The sequence below is a fragment of the Tessaracoccus zhenghani genome (assembly GCF_055326325.1).
Window position 1 is genome coordinate 290,717 of record NZ_JBUZNQ010000002.1, and the last position, 15,874, is coordinate 306,590.

Sequence of the window (15,874 nt, forward strand, 5' to 3'; positions counted from 1 at the left end):
CGGAAAGTTGGCCGATCAGTTGTCGATCAAGCCCTCGAACAGGACGGTGGAGAGGTAGCGCTCGCCGAACGACGGGACGATGACCACGATGGTCTTGCCGGCATTCTCCGGGCGGGCCGCCACCTCGGCTGCGGCCGACAGTGCGGCGCCGGAGGACAGGCCGACCAGGAGGCCCTCCTCGCGTGCGGCCCGGCGGGCGAAGTCGACGGCCTGGTCGATGTTGCGGGGCAGGACCTCGTCGATGACGGAGCGGTCCAGGATCTCGGGGATGAAGTTGGCGCCGATGCCCTGGATCTTGTGCGGGCCGGGCTGGCCGCCGGAGAGGATCGCCGATTCCTGCGGTTCCACCGCGACGATCTGCACGCTGGGCTTGCGCTCCTTCAGGACCTGGCCGACACCGGAGATGGTGCCGCCGGTGCCGATTCCCGCCACGACGATGTCCACGGCGCCGTCGGTGTCGTTCCAGATCTCCTCGGCGGTGGTGGTGCGGTGGATCTCCACGTTGGCGGGGTTGGCGAACTGGCGGGCGAGGATGCCGCCGCGCTCAGCTGCGATCTCCTCGGCGCGCTCGACGGCGCCGCGCATGCCGGCGGGGCCGGGTGTCAGCACGAGCTCGGCACCGTAGGCGCGCAGCAGTGCGCGGCGCTCCAGCGACATGGTCTCGGGCATGGTCAGGACCACCTTGTAGCCGCGGGCGGCGCCCACCATGGCCAGAGCGATACCGGTGTTGCCCGAGGTGCCCTCGACGATGGTGCCGCCGGGCTGCAGTTCGCCGGAGGCCTCAGCTGCGTCGACGATGGCCACGCCGATGCGGTCCTTGACGGAGTTGGCGGGGTTGTAGAACTCGAGCTTCGCGGCGACGATGGCGTTGTCGCCGGCGACCCGGTTCAGCTTTACGAGGGGGGTGCGACCGACGAGGGCCGTGACGTCAGAGTAAATGCTCATGCCACCGCCAACCGCCCTGACAGGGGGATTATTCCCCGGCGCGGGAATTCGGCTCCACGAATTTTTCCAGGGCACGGCTGACGTGCCTTGATCCCGACGAGCTGGCGACGTGTCCAGGGTCGGTGAGCGAGGCTCTCCCCGTTAGGGCGGAGCTGCCCCGCGACATTAGACTCCTCACCATGACTGCCCACGAGAAGGTGCTGGTCGTCGACTTCGGCGCCCAGTACGCCCAACTGATCGCGCGCCGTGTGCGCGAGGCCAACGTGTACTCGGAGATCGTCAGCCACAGGCTGAGCGTCGAGGAGATGATGGCCCAGAAGCCCGCCGCGATCATCCTCTCCGGTGGACCGTCCTCGGTGTACGCCGACGACGCGCCCTCTGTTGATCCCGGCATCTTCAGCGCAGGGGTCCCGGTCCTGGGCATCTGCTACGGCTTCCAGGCGATGGCGCAGGCCCTCGGCGGCACGGTCGCGAAGACCGGCCAGCGCGAGTACGGCCGCACGTCCCTGTCGATCGCCGAGGGTGGCTGCCTGCTCGGCTCGCTGCCCAACACCCTCAACGTCTGGATGTCGCACGGCGACTCCGTCAGCAAGGCCCCCAAGGGTTTCAAGGTCCTCGCCCGTACCGCCGGTGCGCCGGTGGCGGCGTTCGAGGACAGAGAGCGCGGGCTCGCCGGCGTGCAGTGGCACCCCGAGGTCAACCACACCCAGTGGGGCCAGCAGGTCATTGAGCACTTCCTGTTCAACATCGCGAAGCTGACTGCCGACTGGACCCCGGAGAACATGGTCACGGAGTCCATCAACGCGGTCCGCAGCCAGGTGGGCGACAAGCACGTCCTCTGCGCGCTGTCCGGCGGCGTTGACTCCGCCGTCGCCGCCGCGCTCGTGCAGCAGGCCATCGGCTCGCAGCTCACCTGCGTGTTCGTCGACCACGGCCTCCTGCGTGAGGGCGAGGTGGAGCAGGTCCGCACCGACTTCGTGGCGGCCACCGGCGTCGACCTGGTCTTCGCCGACGAGCGTGAGCGCTTCCTCACCGCGCTGGCAGGCGTCAGCGACCCGGAGGAGAAGCGCAAGATCATCGGCCGCGAGTTCATCCGCACCTTCGAGGAGAAGGCGCGCGAGATCGCAGGAGACCGTGGCATCGACTTCCTCGTCCAGGGCACGCTGTACCCGGACGTCGTCGAGTCGGGCGGCGGCGAGGGTGCGGCCAACATCAAGAGCCACCACAACGTCGGCGGCCTGCCGGACGACCTGCAGTTCACGCTGATCGAGCCGCTGCGCCAGATGTTCAAGGACGAGGTGCGCGCCGTGGGCGAGCAGCTCGGCCTTCCTGAGGCCATGGTGTGGCGCCATCCGTTCCCCGGCCCCGGCCTGGCCATCCGCATCGTCGGCGAGATCACCGAGGACCGCCTCGCGATCCTCCGCCAGGCTGACGCCATCGCGCGCGAGGAACTGGCCAACGCCAAGCTGGAGCGCGAGATCTGGCAGTTCCCCGTCGTGCTGTTGGCGGATGTCCGCTCGGTGGGCGTGCAGGGTGACGGCCGCACCTACGGCCACCCCATCGTGCTGCGCCCCGTCGTGTCCGACGACGCGATGACGGCCGACTGGGCCCGTCTGCCCTACGAGCTGCTGGAGAAGATCTCCAGCCGCATCACCAACGAATGCCCTGAGGTCAACCGCGTGGCGCTCGACATCACGAGCAAGCCGCCGGGCACCATCGAGTGGGAGTGACGAAAACCCCCAAGCTGCGTTGCAGCTTGGGGGTTTTTCTGTGCGGTCAGATGTCGTAGTTGGGTCCCTTGGGGCCCTGGTTCTTCCGGTCGTCGTACCAGGTGCGTGCCTTGTCGAACCCCTCCTCGGCGATGGTGCCGCCGTCTTCGCGGGGGATGACCGCCCACAGGATGAGGTACACGAGCAGGCCGCTGCCGGCGAAGATCGAGATGAGGATGAAGGCGACGCGCACGATGGTGACGTCGACGTTGATGGCCTTGGCGACGCCGGCGGCGACGCCACCGATCATGCCGTTACGGGAGCGGGTGAGTTTCATGATTGTTCCTTCCGGTGGGTGGTGCGGCCACGTGTTGCGAGGAGCCCGATCGTGCCTGCTGCGGCCAGGGTGACGGCGAGGATGGGCTGAATGAGGGGCGAGGCGATGTGCCCCGCGAGGAGGAGTACGACGGCGAAGCCGACGGCCACGAGGCCGATGGCCAGCGCGGCGATGTCGAGCGATGGGCGGTTCATGCGGACTCCTTGATGAGCACGTCGGACAGTTGGGCATGGACGTCGATGTGGAGACCACCGGTCGCCGTGCCCGCGTCTGCGGCGCTTCCCGGCGCCACGGTCACGTCGGCCAGCCACGAGGTGGTGGTCATCTCCTCGACGGGCCCGGGCAGGATCAGCTCGACGTCGGAGGCGATCACCTCAAGCCGCAGTACCGTCTGGTCGTCGAGCTCCATGCCGCTCAGGTCCACGACGCCCTCCCTGCTGACGAGCCGCACCACGTGGGTGTCGTCGGCGGGGGCAGGGGCGGGGCCGACGGCGGTCTGGGTGGCGAGCCACCCCGTCACGACGATCGAGGCGGCCAGAGCGGCCAGCACCACGCGGGGGATCCGGCGGTCGCGGGCGGCCAGGGCGCAGATCACGGTGACCACGCCACCGGTGGCGGTGGTCGCGGCGAGCGTGGTGCTCAGGTCGTAGCCGAGCAGCCCGGCCGAGACGAACGACGCTGCCATCATCGCCACGATGACCGCGACGCCCATCCACCAACCGTTCTTGGCCTGCGGCACCAGCATGCGCGGCGCCGGCGGCTCCTCCGGGGCGTAGAGGTCGACGGTGGGCAACTGCCTCGACGGCACCGCCGCGCGATGCGAGCCCACCGCCTCGTTGATGCTGCGACGCCAGTGCTCCACCAGGGTCTGGTCGTCGAGCGGGGCGACGGCGGGCGCGGCCGGGGGGAAGAGGCGCGGGGCGCCGGGGACATAGCGGGTCGAACCCGGGGCGGAGGGGCCGGAGGGCAGCGGGTAGTGGGCCGGCGGGAACGCTCCGGAATTCCGCGCACGACGGCGAACCAGCACCAGCGCGATGAGCACCAGGACGCCGGCGCCCCAGGGGAGGGGGAGGGCGGCGTCGAGGGTGGCCACCACGATGACGGTGGAGATCACGACGGCGGCCTTCTGCATGAACGGGGACCAGTCCCGGAAGCCGGGCAGCACCTGGTCGATGGGGCGGGTGCCTTGCGGACCGCGGGTCAGGACGGTGCCCCAGCCGTAGAGGGCCAGGCCGAGGCCGGCGCAGAAGGCCAGCACGATGAACACGACGCGCACGAGGACCACGTCGACGCCCAGCCGCTGGGCGATGGCGCGGCTGAGGCCGGTGGAGACGCCGGCGGCCTCCGGGCGCTGCAGGGCGCCGAGGCTCGGGTCGAACCATCCGAGGTCGAGTTCTGTGGTCATGGCTCCAGTCTGCTCTGACCCGAGCCGAAAGAGCATCGGGTGAGCCCCTGAAGCGCCCCTGGAAAGGGCTCTCCGGTCTGGCCTGAGGGGGATGCCCGTGACAATCTGGGGTCATGACTCAGCTACCGGTGGTGCCCAGCGCGCCCACGCGCGCGCCGCTGCAACGCCGCGTCGAGTCCGGGGTGATCGCCGGTGTCGCGGCCGGTCTGGCCGCCCACCTGGGCATCAATGTGCGGATGGTGCGGTTGGCCTTCGTGATCGGCGCCCTGCTCTCCGGCCTGGGGCTCCTCGCCTACGGCGCCCTGTGGGTGCTGCTGCCCAGCGGCCGGCTCGAGGAGGCCGCTGGCCTCGAGGCCGCCACCCGACGCGGCATGCGCCCCACGCTGCTGCCCGCATCGCGCCCGGACCACGGTGTGCTCGTGGCCGGAGGCCTGGTCGTCGTCGGTCTGCTGTGGCTCTTCGTCTCGGGCGGTGTGGTCCCGACGGCGCTGTTCTGGCCGATGGTCATCGGCGGTGTGGGCATCATCGTGATCTGGCTGCAGGTCGACGAGCGCGTGGTCACCACCCGCAGCACCGACACGCGGTTGTGGGCCCGCGTCACCCGCGGCGGCGGCACGATGAGCATCGTGCGCCTGGTCGGCGGGCTGGTGCTCGTGGGCGCCGGCATCTCGTGGACTCTGGCCACGCAGATTGGCCTCGCCCAACTCCCCGGAGTGCTCGGCGCCTCCGCGCTGCTCTTGGCCGGCCTGTTCATCGTGGCGGCCCCGTGGCTGTACCAGCACCGCAACCGGGTGCGTCGTGCCGACGCGGAGCGCCACCGCGCCGAGGCGCGCGCCGACATGGCTGCGCACCTGCATGATTCCGTCCTCCAGACTCTTGCCCTCATCCAGCGCCAGGCCGACGATTCCGCCACCGTCGCCCAACTGGCCCGCCGTCAGGAGCGTGAACTGCGCACCTGGCTCTACGGCGAAACCGCCCGCGCCGCGTCGCTGCGTTCCGCCCTGCAGGAGATGGCCACCGACGTGGAGGGCCGGTTCCCGGTCGACGTCGAACTGGTCTGTGTGGGTGACGCCACCGTCGACGACAAGGTTGAGGCCCTCATCCTCGCCACCGGTGAAGCCGTCACGAATGCGGCCAAGCATTCGGGCGCGCCACGCATCGACGTGTACGCCGAAGTGGATGATGGACAGATCGAGGTGTTCATTCGGGACCGTGGCAAGGGGTTCGATACCGAGCAATTGCCCGAGGGACGCATGGGCGTGAGAGAATCGATCCGGGCTCGCATGGAACGTTACGGGGGTAGCGCGACGATCCGCTCGGAGCCCGGGGACGGCACTGAAGTGAAACTGGAGATGAGCGGATGAGTGAGGATCAGGCCCATGATGTGGCCGGGTTGCGGGTTGTCATAGTTGATGACCACGCGATGTTCCGGGCGGGCGTCAACCACGAGATCGGCCAGCACGTCAGCATCGTGGGTGAGGGTGAGGATGTCGAGACCGCGGTGAAGGCAATCCTCGAGACCGAACCCGACGTCGTGCTGCTCGACGTGCACCTCCCCGGTGGCGGCGGTGCTGAAGTGATCAAGCAGGTGCTGCCCACGAAGCCAGATGTGAAGTTCCTGGCGCTGTCGGTTTCCGACGCGGCGCAGGACGTGATCGGCGTCATCCGCGCCGGCGCCCGCGGCTACGTGACCAAGTCGATCAGCTCGGAGGAACTGATCGAGGGGATGGCGCGCGTGGCCGCCGGTGACGCGGTGTTCTCCCCGCGGCTGGCGGGCTTCGTGCTGGACGCCTTCAGCGGCGCCATCGACATCGCGCAGGTGGACGAGGAACTGGACAAGCTGAGCGCCCGCGAGCGTGAGGTGATGAAGCTCATCGCCCGCGGCTACTCCTACAAGGAGGTCGCGAAGGAGCTGTTCATCTCGATCAAGACGGTGGAGACCCACGTGTCGTCGGTGCTGCGGAAGCTGCAGCTGTCGAACCGGCACCAGCTCACGAAGTGGGCCACCGACCGCCACCTGGTCTAGCCTCTCCCGCTGTTCAGCTGATCTTCGCCAACACCCGGCTTCGGGTGCCGGTGTAGACGAGTTCGTACTCGCCCACGCGAACGCTTTCGCCGTCGGCCAGCTTGGCCTTGACCGGCTTCTCGCCGTCAACGGAGGCCTTCACGATCACCTGTTCGCGCTTGCCGGCCGCCGACACCGCACCGGAGGGTCCTGTTCCCGGCTGCGGGGGAGTCAACGACACAGACCTTCCGGTGAGCAGCAGTTCCTGCACCAGTTGCCCGTCGCGCAGCACGGTGAGGGCTCCCTCGAGCTTGGGGCGGCTGAGGTAGAAGAGCGCCGTTAGGGCCAGGAGGACGAGCACCGCGCCGCCGATGATCAGCGGGAGCGGGTCGAGTGCAGCCTGCTCAGTCTCGGCCGGAGGGGGTGCCAGTGGCGTGGGGGAGGGACTCGGCTGTGGTGTCTCTCCGGCGACTGCGTCTTCTGACGCGGCGGGCACCGGCTCGTCGACCAGCTGGAGCGGGGCGGCCGTCAGAGTCAGTTCCACGGGGGTCCGCAGCTCCGTGCGCACCACCTCGCTCCAAGAGCTGTCCGCCACGGCAGTGACGAGGAGGTCAGATTGGCTGCCGTCCCACTCGCCGACGGTCAAGGTCAAGGGAAGGTCGACGGTTTGGCCGGGGGCCAGAACCACTTCGTCCGGCAGCCCTTCGACGGTGACCGGAGCTGAGCCGGTAACTTCCGCCGCGAGGCCCGTGAGGTGTGTGGGAAGGAGGCCGTAGGTGGACGAGACCTGCAGAGTTGTGGCGTGCTCGCCGGAGCCGAGGGCCTTGGTGTCAGTGAATTTCGCCGTGAGGGCGCCGGCCTCCAGGTCGGGATCCAGCTTCTGCTTGGCCTGGAATGTGAGCAGCTGCATGCGCAGGTCGCTCAGCACGTCGGCGAACTGGGCGACGGGGATCTCCTGCGTATCCGGGAACACCCCGGTCATCAGGCCGGCGTCGGTTTCTTCCCCCACTGACAGGGCGTAGGTGGCGATGTCCCTGCCGCTCAGGGCCGCGGCCCGCGCCTTGAGATCTGCCCACCCCTCGGAGGTGGGCTCAGCGAACGGCGAGTCCGGCTTGGTGTCGAGGTCGCCGTCAGTGATCAACACCAGAGCGCCGGCAGCCTTGGCGTCGGGGCGTTCAAGCTCCTCAAGGCCAAGTTCGAGGCCGGCCCCGATGTCGGTTTGATCACCGGATGGCTGCGCGGGGAGCTCGTTCAGTACTGCCTGGGGGTCGTCTCCGCGGGGTCCGCGGTAGGCGACTCGGGCGCCGTCGTCGAAGGTGATGAGCGCCACGTGGTCGGTGGGCTGCAACTGCGTGAGCGTCACGCCGAGCGCTTCCGCGACCCTCACGTAGCGTTCCTCCGCCCGCATCGACAGCGACGTATCGACGACGATCACGTAGTCGGATTCCTGTGGACGGACCTGGAGGGCCTCGAGGACATCGTCGATGGTTGCGGCCGGCGGCGCGGCGAACGCCGCCCCGATTTGTGTCGAACAAAGCAACAAACTTACGAGCACGGCTGACAGGCGTCGCATGGTGCCCTCCCCCCAGATGGTCACGTGCTGCTCACCCTAGCGTCACGCGCCGTTGGGCGGGTGGTGAGGTCTGCATGCACCCCTCTATCATGCCCAAGGTTCAGTTTGGATGTTTGGACTCGTACTTTCCTGCAAATCATGTATTGTCCTGCTTGCGACCCGTTGGGGGACTGGTCGCCCGAAGTCCGTCAGCTCTGCCGGGCCGCCGAATTCTCCCCCGTCGAAAGGAAGATTCATGTTCAACTACATGGAGACCGTCCTCCGGGGCGTCATCGCGTCCAGGATGAAGTCCGAGAAGGGCGCCACCGCCGTTGAGTACGGCATCATGGTCGCCGCCATCGCGATCGCGATCATCGTCGTCGTGTTCTCTGTGGGGGACGAGCTTTTCAGGCTCTTCACCACGGTCGAGACGAAGCTTAAGGGCGCTTAAGGGCGAACGCGTAACATCGCCTTCGATGCGTGGGGCCCAGGGAGCTGCCTCTGGGCCCCACGCATCTAGTATCCGACAAGCAGTGGGGGATTGATGATCGGGAACCGAGGTGAGCGGGGAGCGGCTGCCGTTGAGTTCGCCCTCGTCTCCATGCTGTTGGTGACGCTGCTCATGGGCATCATGGAGTTTGGATACGCTTTTTTCGTTCAAGGCAACATTGCGGGAGCAGCTCGAGAGGCGGCACGCGTCTATGCCATCGGAGGGGACAAGGCCGCTGCGAAAGCCGCAGCAGTCGACGCTGGCAGTGCCATCAGCCTAAAGGCCATTGAGGTCAACATCCCGGACGGCGCCTGCCCGGTAGGGGGCGTCGGGGGTTCCGTAACGGTGACCATCGACCATGACTACGGCGGTCTTACCGGCTTTTTTCCCACGTTGAAGGAACTGCACGGTCAGGGGACAATGCGATGCAATGGTTGAGGCGAGCGAATGAGCGCGGCGCGACGGCTGTCGTCGTTGCGCTCGTCCTTGTCGTGCTCCTAGGCTTCGGAGCGCTGGCTGTCGACGTCGGCGGGTTGTGGGTGGAGCGCAAACTTCTTCAGAACGGAGCCGACGCGGCTGCCCTCGCGATCGCCCAAGCATGTGCCTCCGATGCAAGCAGTGTTGGTTGCACTGATCCTAAGAGCTATGGCAAGGACTTCGCCGATAAGAACAACAATTCTGGCGCCGTTGAGGACCTCGTGATCGTCGAGATGGACGTCAAAGACAGGTCCGGCCAGGCAGTGGTGAGAGCGGAGAATTCAAGACGGGCACTCCTCTCCGCCGTCTTCGGCGTGGACCAGAGCGGCGTTGATGCAACATCGGCTGCTGTGTGGAGCGGAGCTCCTTCTAGCATGTCCACAATCCCGTTCACCGTCAGTTACTGTCAGTTTCGTTGGCAGAATGGCGCCTTCAGCGGTACACCCATCGATGGCGATGTGATCATCAAGTTCATGAGCAAGCCGAAGGATTTTCCGGTTGCGGACACCGACGAGGGGACGTGTATGAAGAGCAACGCGGCCCACAACGAAGCGGGCGGCGGCTTCGGGTACATCAAGACCACCACCTCCGGCTGCGAAGCCGTTACCACCGTGGGCGGAATTGTGAAGAGCTCGCCAGGCAACGGCTTCGACACGGGTTGCACCAAGGAAGAAGTGCAGCGGATCCTGGGCAAAGAGCCAGGCAAGACGGTGCTAATCCCCATTTTCAATGATCACAATCGTGAAGAAGGGGCCAACGCTGAATTCACAATCAGCGGATTCGCAGCCATCAACATCAAGGCCTACTGCGTCGGTCTTTCCAAAGGAGGCAACTTCGGCATGCCCACCGGGATCTCCTGCACCGGCAGTGACGCCCGTATCGAGGGCTCGTTCGTTGGCTTCTCAGCGCTGGGCGACCTCCCAAGCGGTGGCGGGGGAACGGACTATGGCGTAACCAGTGTCAGGCTGACACTTCCTCCACCGGAACAGGGATCATGAACAAACGCGGTCTTTTCGGAGCGCTCGCCGCGCTCTTAGCCCTCATCGGAGGAGCGCTCCTCTTCGTTTACGTCAGCGGCGCGGACCAACGCGCCCTCGCGTCGATGGACCCGAGTCCTGTGCTGGTGGTGAGCCAGGACATCCCCGCCGGTACGAGGACTGGGGACCTGGAGGAGTACCTCGAGGTTCAGCAGATCCCCCGGCACGTCATTGTCCCAGGCGCCCTTACCTCCCTGGAGGAACTGCCTGAAGATCAGGTGGCCGTCACAACTCTCATCGCCGGGGAGCAGGTCATCCCAGCGCGATTCGTGAGCCCGGACGACAACCAGATCGCAGCCTCGGTCCCCATTCCCGAGGGCCTGCAGCTTGTCTCCATTCAACTCTCGCCGGAGCGTGTCACGGGCGCGCAGTTGAACGCAGGGGACAAGGTGGGAATCTTCGCCTCCATGACGGTCGAGGTAGAGGGTGGTTTGAGTCCATTCCCAGCCGCGGCGCCAACGCCATCCGCGACTCCAACTACAGATGGTATGGAGAAGGAGCATTCCCTCACGGCCATGATCGCCAACGACGTGCTGGTTGCGCGCATCCAGGGTGCCCCCGCCGCGCAGTCTACGGCAGAGCAGACGCCGGGGAGCGAGACACTGCCCGGATCCGAGGTCATCGTGACGCTGGCCGTGGACGCAAAACTGGCTGCGAAGCTCGTCTTCACCAAGGAATTCGGCTCTGTGTGGCTTTCTCGCCAGACGCCGACAACCGATTTCTCGAAGATAGACATCGTGGGTGCCTGGATGGTGTTCGAATGATCCAACTTCTGCTGAGCACCGCCGATGATTCGCTCGAGGAGAGACTCCACCAAGCCATCGGTGATGGATTCACCCGGGTACCCCCGCCGCAATTGGCGGGTGAGGGTGACCCGGTGGCGTCATTGTTCGGCAGGGCTGCAATTCCAGACGTCGTGGTGCTCGATGCCACCGGAATGGAAGACGCAGCGATGCGGATCGCTTCGGATCTTGGGCAGCGAGCAGACGTGCTGTTGGTGCATGCCGATCCGGGCCTCATCGGAGTAGCCGCCGTCCGGGCAGGCGTGCGAGACATCATCCAGGCCACTGCAGAGCCGCACGAATTGCGCGCCGCGCTGGATCGCGCAGCCGATCGTGTGTTCGCATCGCGCGCGGCCCAGGACATGCCCGGGATGCTCCCGCCCCCTGTCAGTGGTCGCACCGGGGTCGTCGTGACAGTCACTTCCCCCAAGGGCGGCGTCGGCAAGACAACCGTGGCCACCAATCTTGCAGTCGGCCTCGCTCAACGCTTTCCGCAGCAGGTAGTTCTCATCGACGCCGACGTGCACTTCGGGGACGTCGCCAGTGCGCTCAACCTGCAGGCACAGCACTCGCTGCCGGACATCGCGCGCGGTCCCGCCGCCAGAGACAGCATCGCAGTGAAGAGCTACGTGACACAGCACGTGACCGGACTCTTCGTGGTCCCAGGCTCGGATTCTCCCGCTGATGCCGATACAGTCACTGGCGACGATCTGGCCCAACTGGTCTCGCTGCTGCGTGGCCAATTCGCCTACGTGGTCATCGACACCGCACCGGGACTCACCGACCACACGCTCGCGGCACTGGACCACACGGACCATCTGGTGCTCGTGACCAGCCTCGATGTACCCGGTGTGCGGGGTCTGCGTAAGGAGATCGACACGCTCAATGACCTCAAGATGATCACGGGGAAACGCACCATCGTCGTGAATTTCAACGAGCGCTCACGCGGTATGACGATCGCAGATGTTGAGGCCACCATCCGCGCCGGCGTCGATGTAGCGCTGCCCCAGTCCAATGGAGTGCCACTGTCAACCAATCAGGGCATTCCACTCCTGCAAAGCGGCGGCCGAGACCCGGTGAGCAAGGGGCTCCTGTCGCTGGTGGATGCCGTTGCGCCACAGACTCCGACGAGCACTAGAGGGCGGCTGTTCCGGAGGAATCCATGAGTCTGAGGGAACGTCTGGAGGGGGCCAGGGAGAGGTCAGTGGAAGCGCCTGCCGCTCCCGTGTGGTCACCGCCTGATCCCACGGGGCAGAGCCCATGGGGGCGCTCGGAGCCGCAGCCGCTGGGAGCTCGGTCGGCGGACTCTCCCGAGCCTGCTCCGGAGGCCGAGTTGCACGCTGTGCCCGCCCCCGCGGCACGAGTCACGGCGCGGCTGTCGGAACGGGCACCCGTCGCGACAACGGCTCCGCCTGCCAGGAGTGACGCGCTCAGCGCGTTGAAGGCTTCGGCCGTGGACACCCTGTTCGCTCGACTTGGCACTCGAGTGAACGACCCCGATATGGACGAGTCCAGCCTGCGGAGCATGGTGATGGACGAGCTGAACTCAGTTGTGGAAGCGGCGAAGGTGCCTCTCACCACTGCGGAGCGCCAGCGATTGATGCGTGAAGTAGAGGCCGACGTTCTAGGCTTGGGCCCCCTGGAGCCGCTTCTGAATGACTCCACGGTCACCGAGATCATGGTCAACGGTCCGGAGTCCGTATATGTCGAACGCAAGGGCCAATTGACACGCACCGAGGTCTTCTTCGACGGCGAACCACATCTGCGGCGAATCATCGAACGCATCGTCACCAGGGTGGGTCGGCGCATCGACGAGTCATCCCCGTTGGTGGATGCTCGTCTCGAGGATGGCTCGCGAGTCAATGCCATCATTCCCCCGCTCGCGGTGAGCGGCTCCACCTTGACGGTCCGTAAGTTCTCCAGGGACGCACTTTCTGTCCTGGATCTGGAACGCTTCGGCACCATGACGCCCGAGATGGCGGAATTGCTCAAGGCCTGTGTGGAGGCGAGGCTCAACATTCTGGTTTCCGGTGGTACTGGCACCGGCAAGACCACGTTGCTCAACGTACTCAGCTCGTTCATCCCGTCAAACGAACGGATCATCTCCATCGAGGATTCGGTGGAGCTCCAACTCCAGCAGGACCACGTGATTCAGCTGGAGTCTCGGCCGGCCAACATCGAAGGAAGGGGCGAGATCACGATCCGTGACCTGGTGCGCAACTCGCTGCGCATGCGGCCCGACCGCATCGTGGTGGGCGAGGTCCGTGGCGCGGAGGCGCTGGACATGCTTCAAGCTATGAATACGGGTCACGACGGCTCGCTTTCCACAGTTCACGCCAACTCTCCGCGCGACTGCCTGGCCAGGCTGGAGACCCTGGTCATGATGTCAGGCTTCGAGCTCCCGCTGCGCGCCATCAGAGAGCAGGTCTCCTCGGCCATCAACCTGATCGTGCAACTCACCCGTCTCAGGGACGGCACTCGACGGATCACTGCCGTCACCGAAGTGAGTGGCATGGAGGGGCAGATCATTACCTTGCAGGATGTGTTCCTCTTCGACTACTCCGCCGGAGTCGATCCAAATGGTCGGTTCAGGGGCCGGACGATCCCTACCGGTGTGCGCCCCATGTTCACGGACCGCTTCCAGGATCTGGGCATCGAACTGTCTCCATCCGTGTTCGGCGGTCCCGGCTGGGGCGGCTTGCGATGAGCGGTGACGCGCTCGCATACATCGGTGGCGGCTTGGTGTCAGCCGCAGCGTTGACCTGGCTGGTGCTCTACTTCACTGCTGGACGCACGGTGCCGATATCGCGGCGGCGCCCCGCGGACGCATTGCCCGTTGGTCTGTTGCCACAGGCGGCGACCGCCGCGTCGGCTGTCGCGGGGTACGCTCTCGGCGGGAGAGCAGGCGTCGTCGAGGAGTCGCTCTCCGCGGCTGGAATCCGGATGCGTCCGCAGGACTTCCTGGTATTGGTTGCGTCTGGAACGGTGGCCGGCTTCGCTCTTGGACTGGTGCTCGGTGGACCGGTCTTGGCCTTGTTGGCACTGATCCTCGTCCCGCTCGCCGCTGTCCTGATAGTGCGTTTCAAAGCGGGCAAACGGCGTCAGCTCTTCGGGAATCAGTTGGAAGAGACGCTCAGCACCCTGTCTGGCAGTCTCCGAGCAGGCTTCAGCCTCCCCCAGGCCTGCGCCACAGTGGCGAGCGAACTCGATGAGCCCACCTCGTCCGAGTTTTCCCGAGTGGTGAATGAGACGCGACTTGGTAGACCTTTCGTGGAGGCGTTGGCTGATGTGGCACAGCGCAACGAGAATGAAGACTTCGATTGGGTTGTCCAGGCCATCGCCATCAACCGGGAGGTAGGTGGCAACTTGGCCGACGTGTTGAACGGAGTCGGAGCCACCATTCGGGAGCGGGTACAGCTGAAGCGTCAAGTTGCAGCCCTCGCGGCAGAGGGAAAGCTGTCTGCGCTCATTCTGATTGCTCTGCCGCCCGGTGTGTTCCTCCTGCTGGCGATAGGTAACCCCACATACGTCGCCAAGTTCGGGGAGTCGATTCTCGGGATCGGTGCATTGGTCCTTGCCGGAATACTCCTGGCAGTCGGCAGTTTCTGGCTCAGTCGCGTTGTCAAGATCAAGTTTTGAGGTGAGCCTATGCCGCAGTCGGTCTACGTCGCCTTAGCGCTGCTTGTGGTAGGAGGTGCGTACCTCCTCCACCTCCTTTTGGTCGGGGAGGGGCGCCTGCAGCGAGGCGTTCGAGAGAATCTCCAACGGGGTTTGAATTCCCAGTCCTCCGGAGTGACGAGAGTTGTCGCGGCTCCATCTCTTGGCCTCAAGCTCATTGGCTCGCGGGGTGCTGGGTCTCTCGACAAGCTCCTGATGCGGGCAGGGCGGCCGGCGGCTTGGCCCCTGGAACGGGTCATCAGCGTGAAGATGATGTCCACACTGGTGGCCGTCGCGCTCGCCCTGCTGATTATTAGGAAGGACCCTTCGCTTGGCTCCTTCGCGCTTGGAACGTTCTTTGTCCTCTTCATCTTCTTTCTCCCAGAACTTCTCTTGTGGAACACGGGTATCAAGCGTCGCGAGGCGGTGCAGTTGGAGCTGCCCGATGTGCTCGATCAGATGAGCATCGCCGTTGAGGCTGGCCTTGGGTTCGACGCTGCCCTTGTCCGGGTGGCCAGGAACGGGCGGGGGGTACTTGCTCCCGAGCTCATCCGAACGCTGCAGGACATCCAACTCGGCCAGCAGCGACGTCTGGCCTATCAGGCGTTGTCCGACCGGCTGGCAGTCCCCGAGTTGCGCCGGTTCATCCGATCCATCATCCAAGCTGAGGAACACGGCATCGCCTTGAGCGAGGTTCTTCACAGCCAGGCAAAGGAACAGAGGATCGCTCGCCGCCAGCGCGCGGAACATAAGGCCATGGAGATCCCCGTCAAGGTGGTCTTTCCCCTGATTCTCCTTCTCATGCCGGCCCTGATGATTGTCATCATGACGCCAGCAGCCCTCGGCATCATTGAGGCCTTCTCTCAATGACCTGGATCTGGACGGCGCTCGTGGCCGCTGCGGTGGCCGGACTGGCGTCGAGGTTCCTCCCCAGAGTGGCGCTAGAGGCGACCACGAAGCTCATCGGGACGGTACCTCGTGCAGCGATTCTGGGGGCTGGGGTAGGCCTCATCACCTCGGACCTTCTGGAGGCCGCAACCCTGGCGGTCATCGCAGGTTTGGCGGGCGTCCTGTTCGTCGTCGACCTCAAGGAACACCGGCTCCCCGACACCGTGATCCTCACCGCGCTCATCGCCTGGGCAGTTGGCGCCGTCGTCATGGCCGCCACGACGGGGGACTGGGGTGCGCTGCTCCGCGCCATCCTGGCCATGCTCGCGATGTTCGGCGGCTTCTTCGTCGCGGCATTGCTGGCGAAGGGGATGCTCGGGTTCGGGGATGTGAAGCTGTCGGCGCTCCTGGGCGCCGTGCTCGGCTGGTACAGCTGGATGGCGGTGGGCCGCGGCCTGTTCTTCGGGATCGTCCTGCACGGCCTCTTCGCCGTGGTGGTGCTCATCGTCACGCGCGACAGGAAGGCCGACGTGCCGATGGGCCCGGCGCTGATCGCAGGGGCCGCGGCGGCCATCGCGATCAGCGCCTGA

17 protein-coding genes are annotated in these 15,874 nt (G+C 65.9%); 12 read left to right on the forward strand and 5 right to left on the reverse strand.

The genetic code is table 11. The features are described 5' to 3' along the window. Positions 1-15 precede the first annotated feature (15 nt). Positions 16-945 carry a cysteine synthase A gene (gene cysK / locus ACZK4S_RS05170; RefSeq protein WP_076059578.1) on the reverse strand — a complete coding sequence of 310 codons (930 nt, stop codon included), beginning with the start codon at positions 943-945 and terminating at the stop codon, positions 16-18. A gap of 179 nt (positions 946-1,124) precedes the next feature. On the opposite strand from cysK, the gene guaA reads away from it, so the two are divergent. Continuing rightward, positions 1,125-2,675 (forward strand): glutamine-hydrolyzing GMP synthase, encoded by a 1,551-nt coding sequence (gene guaA, locus ACZK4S_RS05175; protein ID WP_463643574.1) that lies wholly within the window; start codon positions 1,125-1,127, stop codon positions 2,673-2,675. A 46-nt stretch (positions 2,676-2,721) separates the two neighbouring features. Here the strand turns inward: guaA and ACZK4S_RS05180 are convergent, their stop codons facing one another. The 3 genes from ACZK4S_RS05180 to ACZK4S_RS05190 are packed head-to-tail and all read right to left on the reverse strand — an operon-like array spanning position 2,722 to position 4,396. Then, positions 2,722-2,991 (reverse strand): PspC domain-containing protein, encoded by a 270-nt coding sequence (locus ACZK4S_RS05180; RefSeq protein WP_463643575.1) that lies wholly within the window; start codon positions 2,989-2,991, stop codon positions 2,722-2,724. Beyond that, complete coding sequence (locus ACZK4S_RS05185; RefSeq protein WP_083665385.1) at positions 2,988-3,185, reverse strand: hypothetical protein; 198 nt, start codon at positions 3,183-3,185, stop codon at positions 2,988-2,990. The genes ACZK4S_RS05180 and ACZK4S_RS05185 overlap by 4 nt, the downstream gene beginning before the upstream one ends. Further along, the gene (locus ACZK4S_RS05190; RefSeq protein WP_463643576.1) at positions 3,182-4,396 is read right to left on the reverse strand and encodes a PspC domain-containing protein; all 1,215 of its coding nucleotides are present in this window, start codon (positions 4,394-4,396) and stop codon (positions 3,182-3,184) included. The genes ACZK4S_RS05185 and ACZK4S_RS05190 overlap by 4 nt, the downstream gene beginning before the upstream one ends. A gap of 113 nt (positions 4,397-4,509) precedes the next feature. On the opposite strand from ACZK4S_RS05190, the gene ACZK4S_RS05195 reads away from it, so the two are divergent. After that, positions 4,510-5,760 carry a PspC domain-containing protein gene (locus ACZK4S_RS05195; protein ID WP_463643577.1) on the forward strand — a complete coding sequence of 417 codons (1,251 nt, stop codon included), beginning with the start codon at positions 4,510-4,512 and terminating at the stop codon, positions 5,758-5,760. Continuing rightward, complete coding sequence (locus ACZK4S_RS05200; RefSeq protein WP_463643578.1) at positions 5,757-6,422, forward strand: response regulator; 666 nt, start codon at positions 5,757-5,759, stop codon at positions 6,420-6,422. Before ACZK4S_RS05195 ends, ACZK4S_RS05200 begins: the two co-directional genes overlap by 4 nt. Positions 6,423-6,435: 13 nt before the next feature. Here the strand turns inward: ACZK4S_RS05200 and ACZK4S_RS05205 are convergent, their stop codons facing one another. Next, positions 6,436-7,998, reverse strand: coding sequence for a VWA domain-containing protein (locus tag ACZK4S_RS05205; RefSeq protein WP_463643579.1), 1,563 nt, complete (start codon positions 7,996-7,998; stop codon positions 6,436-6,438). Between the two features lie 211 nt (positions 7,999-8,209). Between ACZK4S_RS05205 and ACZK4S_RS05210 the strand changes: the two genes are divergently transcribed. The 9 genes from ACZK4S_RS05210 (at position 8,210) to ACZK4S_RS05250 (ending at position 15,874) form a co-directional block, all read left to right on the forward strand. Further along, a complete protein-coding gene (locus tag ACZK4S_RS05210) occupies positions 8,210-8,404 on the forward strand; it encodes a Flp family type IVb pilin (protein WP_463643580.1) in 195 nt (64 codons plus the stop codon). 93 nt (positions 8,405-8,497) lie between these two features. Then, the gene (locus tag ACZK4S_RS05215; protein ID WP_463643830.1) at positions 8,498-8,881 is read left to right on the forward strand and encodes a TadE family protein; all 384 of its coding nucleotides are present in this window, start codon (positions 8,498-8,500) and stop codon (positions 8,879-8,881) included. Beyond that, positions 8,869-9,918, forward strand: coding sequence for a pilus assembly protein TadG-related protein (locus ACZK4S_RS05220; protein WP_463643581.1), 1,050 nt, complete (start codon positions 8,869-8,871; stop codon positions 9,916-9,918). Before ACZK4S_RS05215 ends, ACZK4S_RS05220 begins: the two co-directional genes overlap by 13 nt. Then, positions 9,915-10,721: a Flp pilus assembly protein CpaB gene (locus tag ACZK4S_RS05225; RefSeq protein ID WP_463643582.1), complete on the forward strand. Its 807-nt coding sequence runs from the start codon at positions 9,915-9,917 to the stop codon at positions 10,719-10,721. The genes ACZK4S_RS05220 and ACZK4S_RS05225 overlap by 4 nt, the downstream gene beginning before the upstream one ends. Further along, on the forward strand, positions 10,718-11,905 hold the full coding sequence (locus ACZK4S_RS05230) for a CpaE/TadZ family protein (protein WP_463643583.1): 1,188 nt from the start codon (positions 10,718-10,720) through the stop codon (positions 11,903-11,905). Before ACZK4S_RS05225 ends, ACZK4S_RS05230 begins: the two co-directional genes overlap by 4 nt. A gap of 287 nt (positions 11,906-12,192) precedes the next feature. Then, complete coding sequence (locus ACZK4S_RS05235; RefSeq protein ID WP_463643584.1) at positions 12,193-13,446, forward strand: TadA family conjugal transfer-associated ATPase; 1,254 nt, start codon at positions 12,193-12,195, stop codon at positions 13,444-13,446. After that, positions 13,443-14,378 (forward strand): type II secretion system F family protein, encoded by a 936-nt coding sequence (locus tag ACZK4S_RS05240; RefSeq protein ID WP_463643585.1) that lies wholly within the window; start codon positions 13,443-13,445, stop codon positions 14,376-14,378. The genes ACZK4S_RS05235 and ACZK4S_RS05240 overlap by 4 nt, the downstream gene beginning before the upstream one ends. 9 nt (positions 14,379-14,387) lie before the next feature. Next, positions 14,388-15,266 (forward strand): type II secretion system F family protein, encoded by an 879-nt coding sequence (locus ACZK4S_RS05245; protein ID WP_463643586.1) that lies wholly within the window; start codon positions 14,388-14,390, stop codon positions 15,264-15,266. Further along, the gene (locus ACZK4S_RS05250) at positions 15,263-15,874 is read left to right on the forward strand and encodes a prepilin peptidase (protein WP_463643587.1); all 612 of its coding nucleotides are present in this window, start codon (positions 15,263-15,265) and stop codon (positions 15,872-15,874) included. The genes ACZK4S_RS05245 and ACZK4S_RS05250 overlap by 4 nt, the downstream gene beginning before the upstream one ends.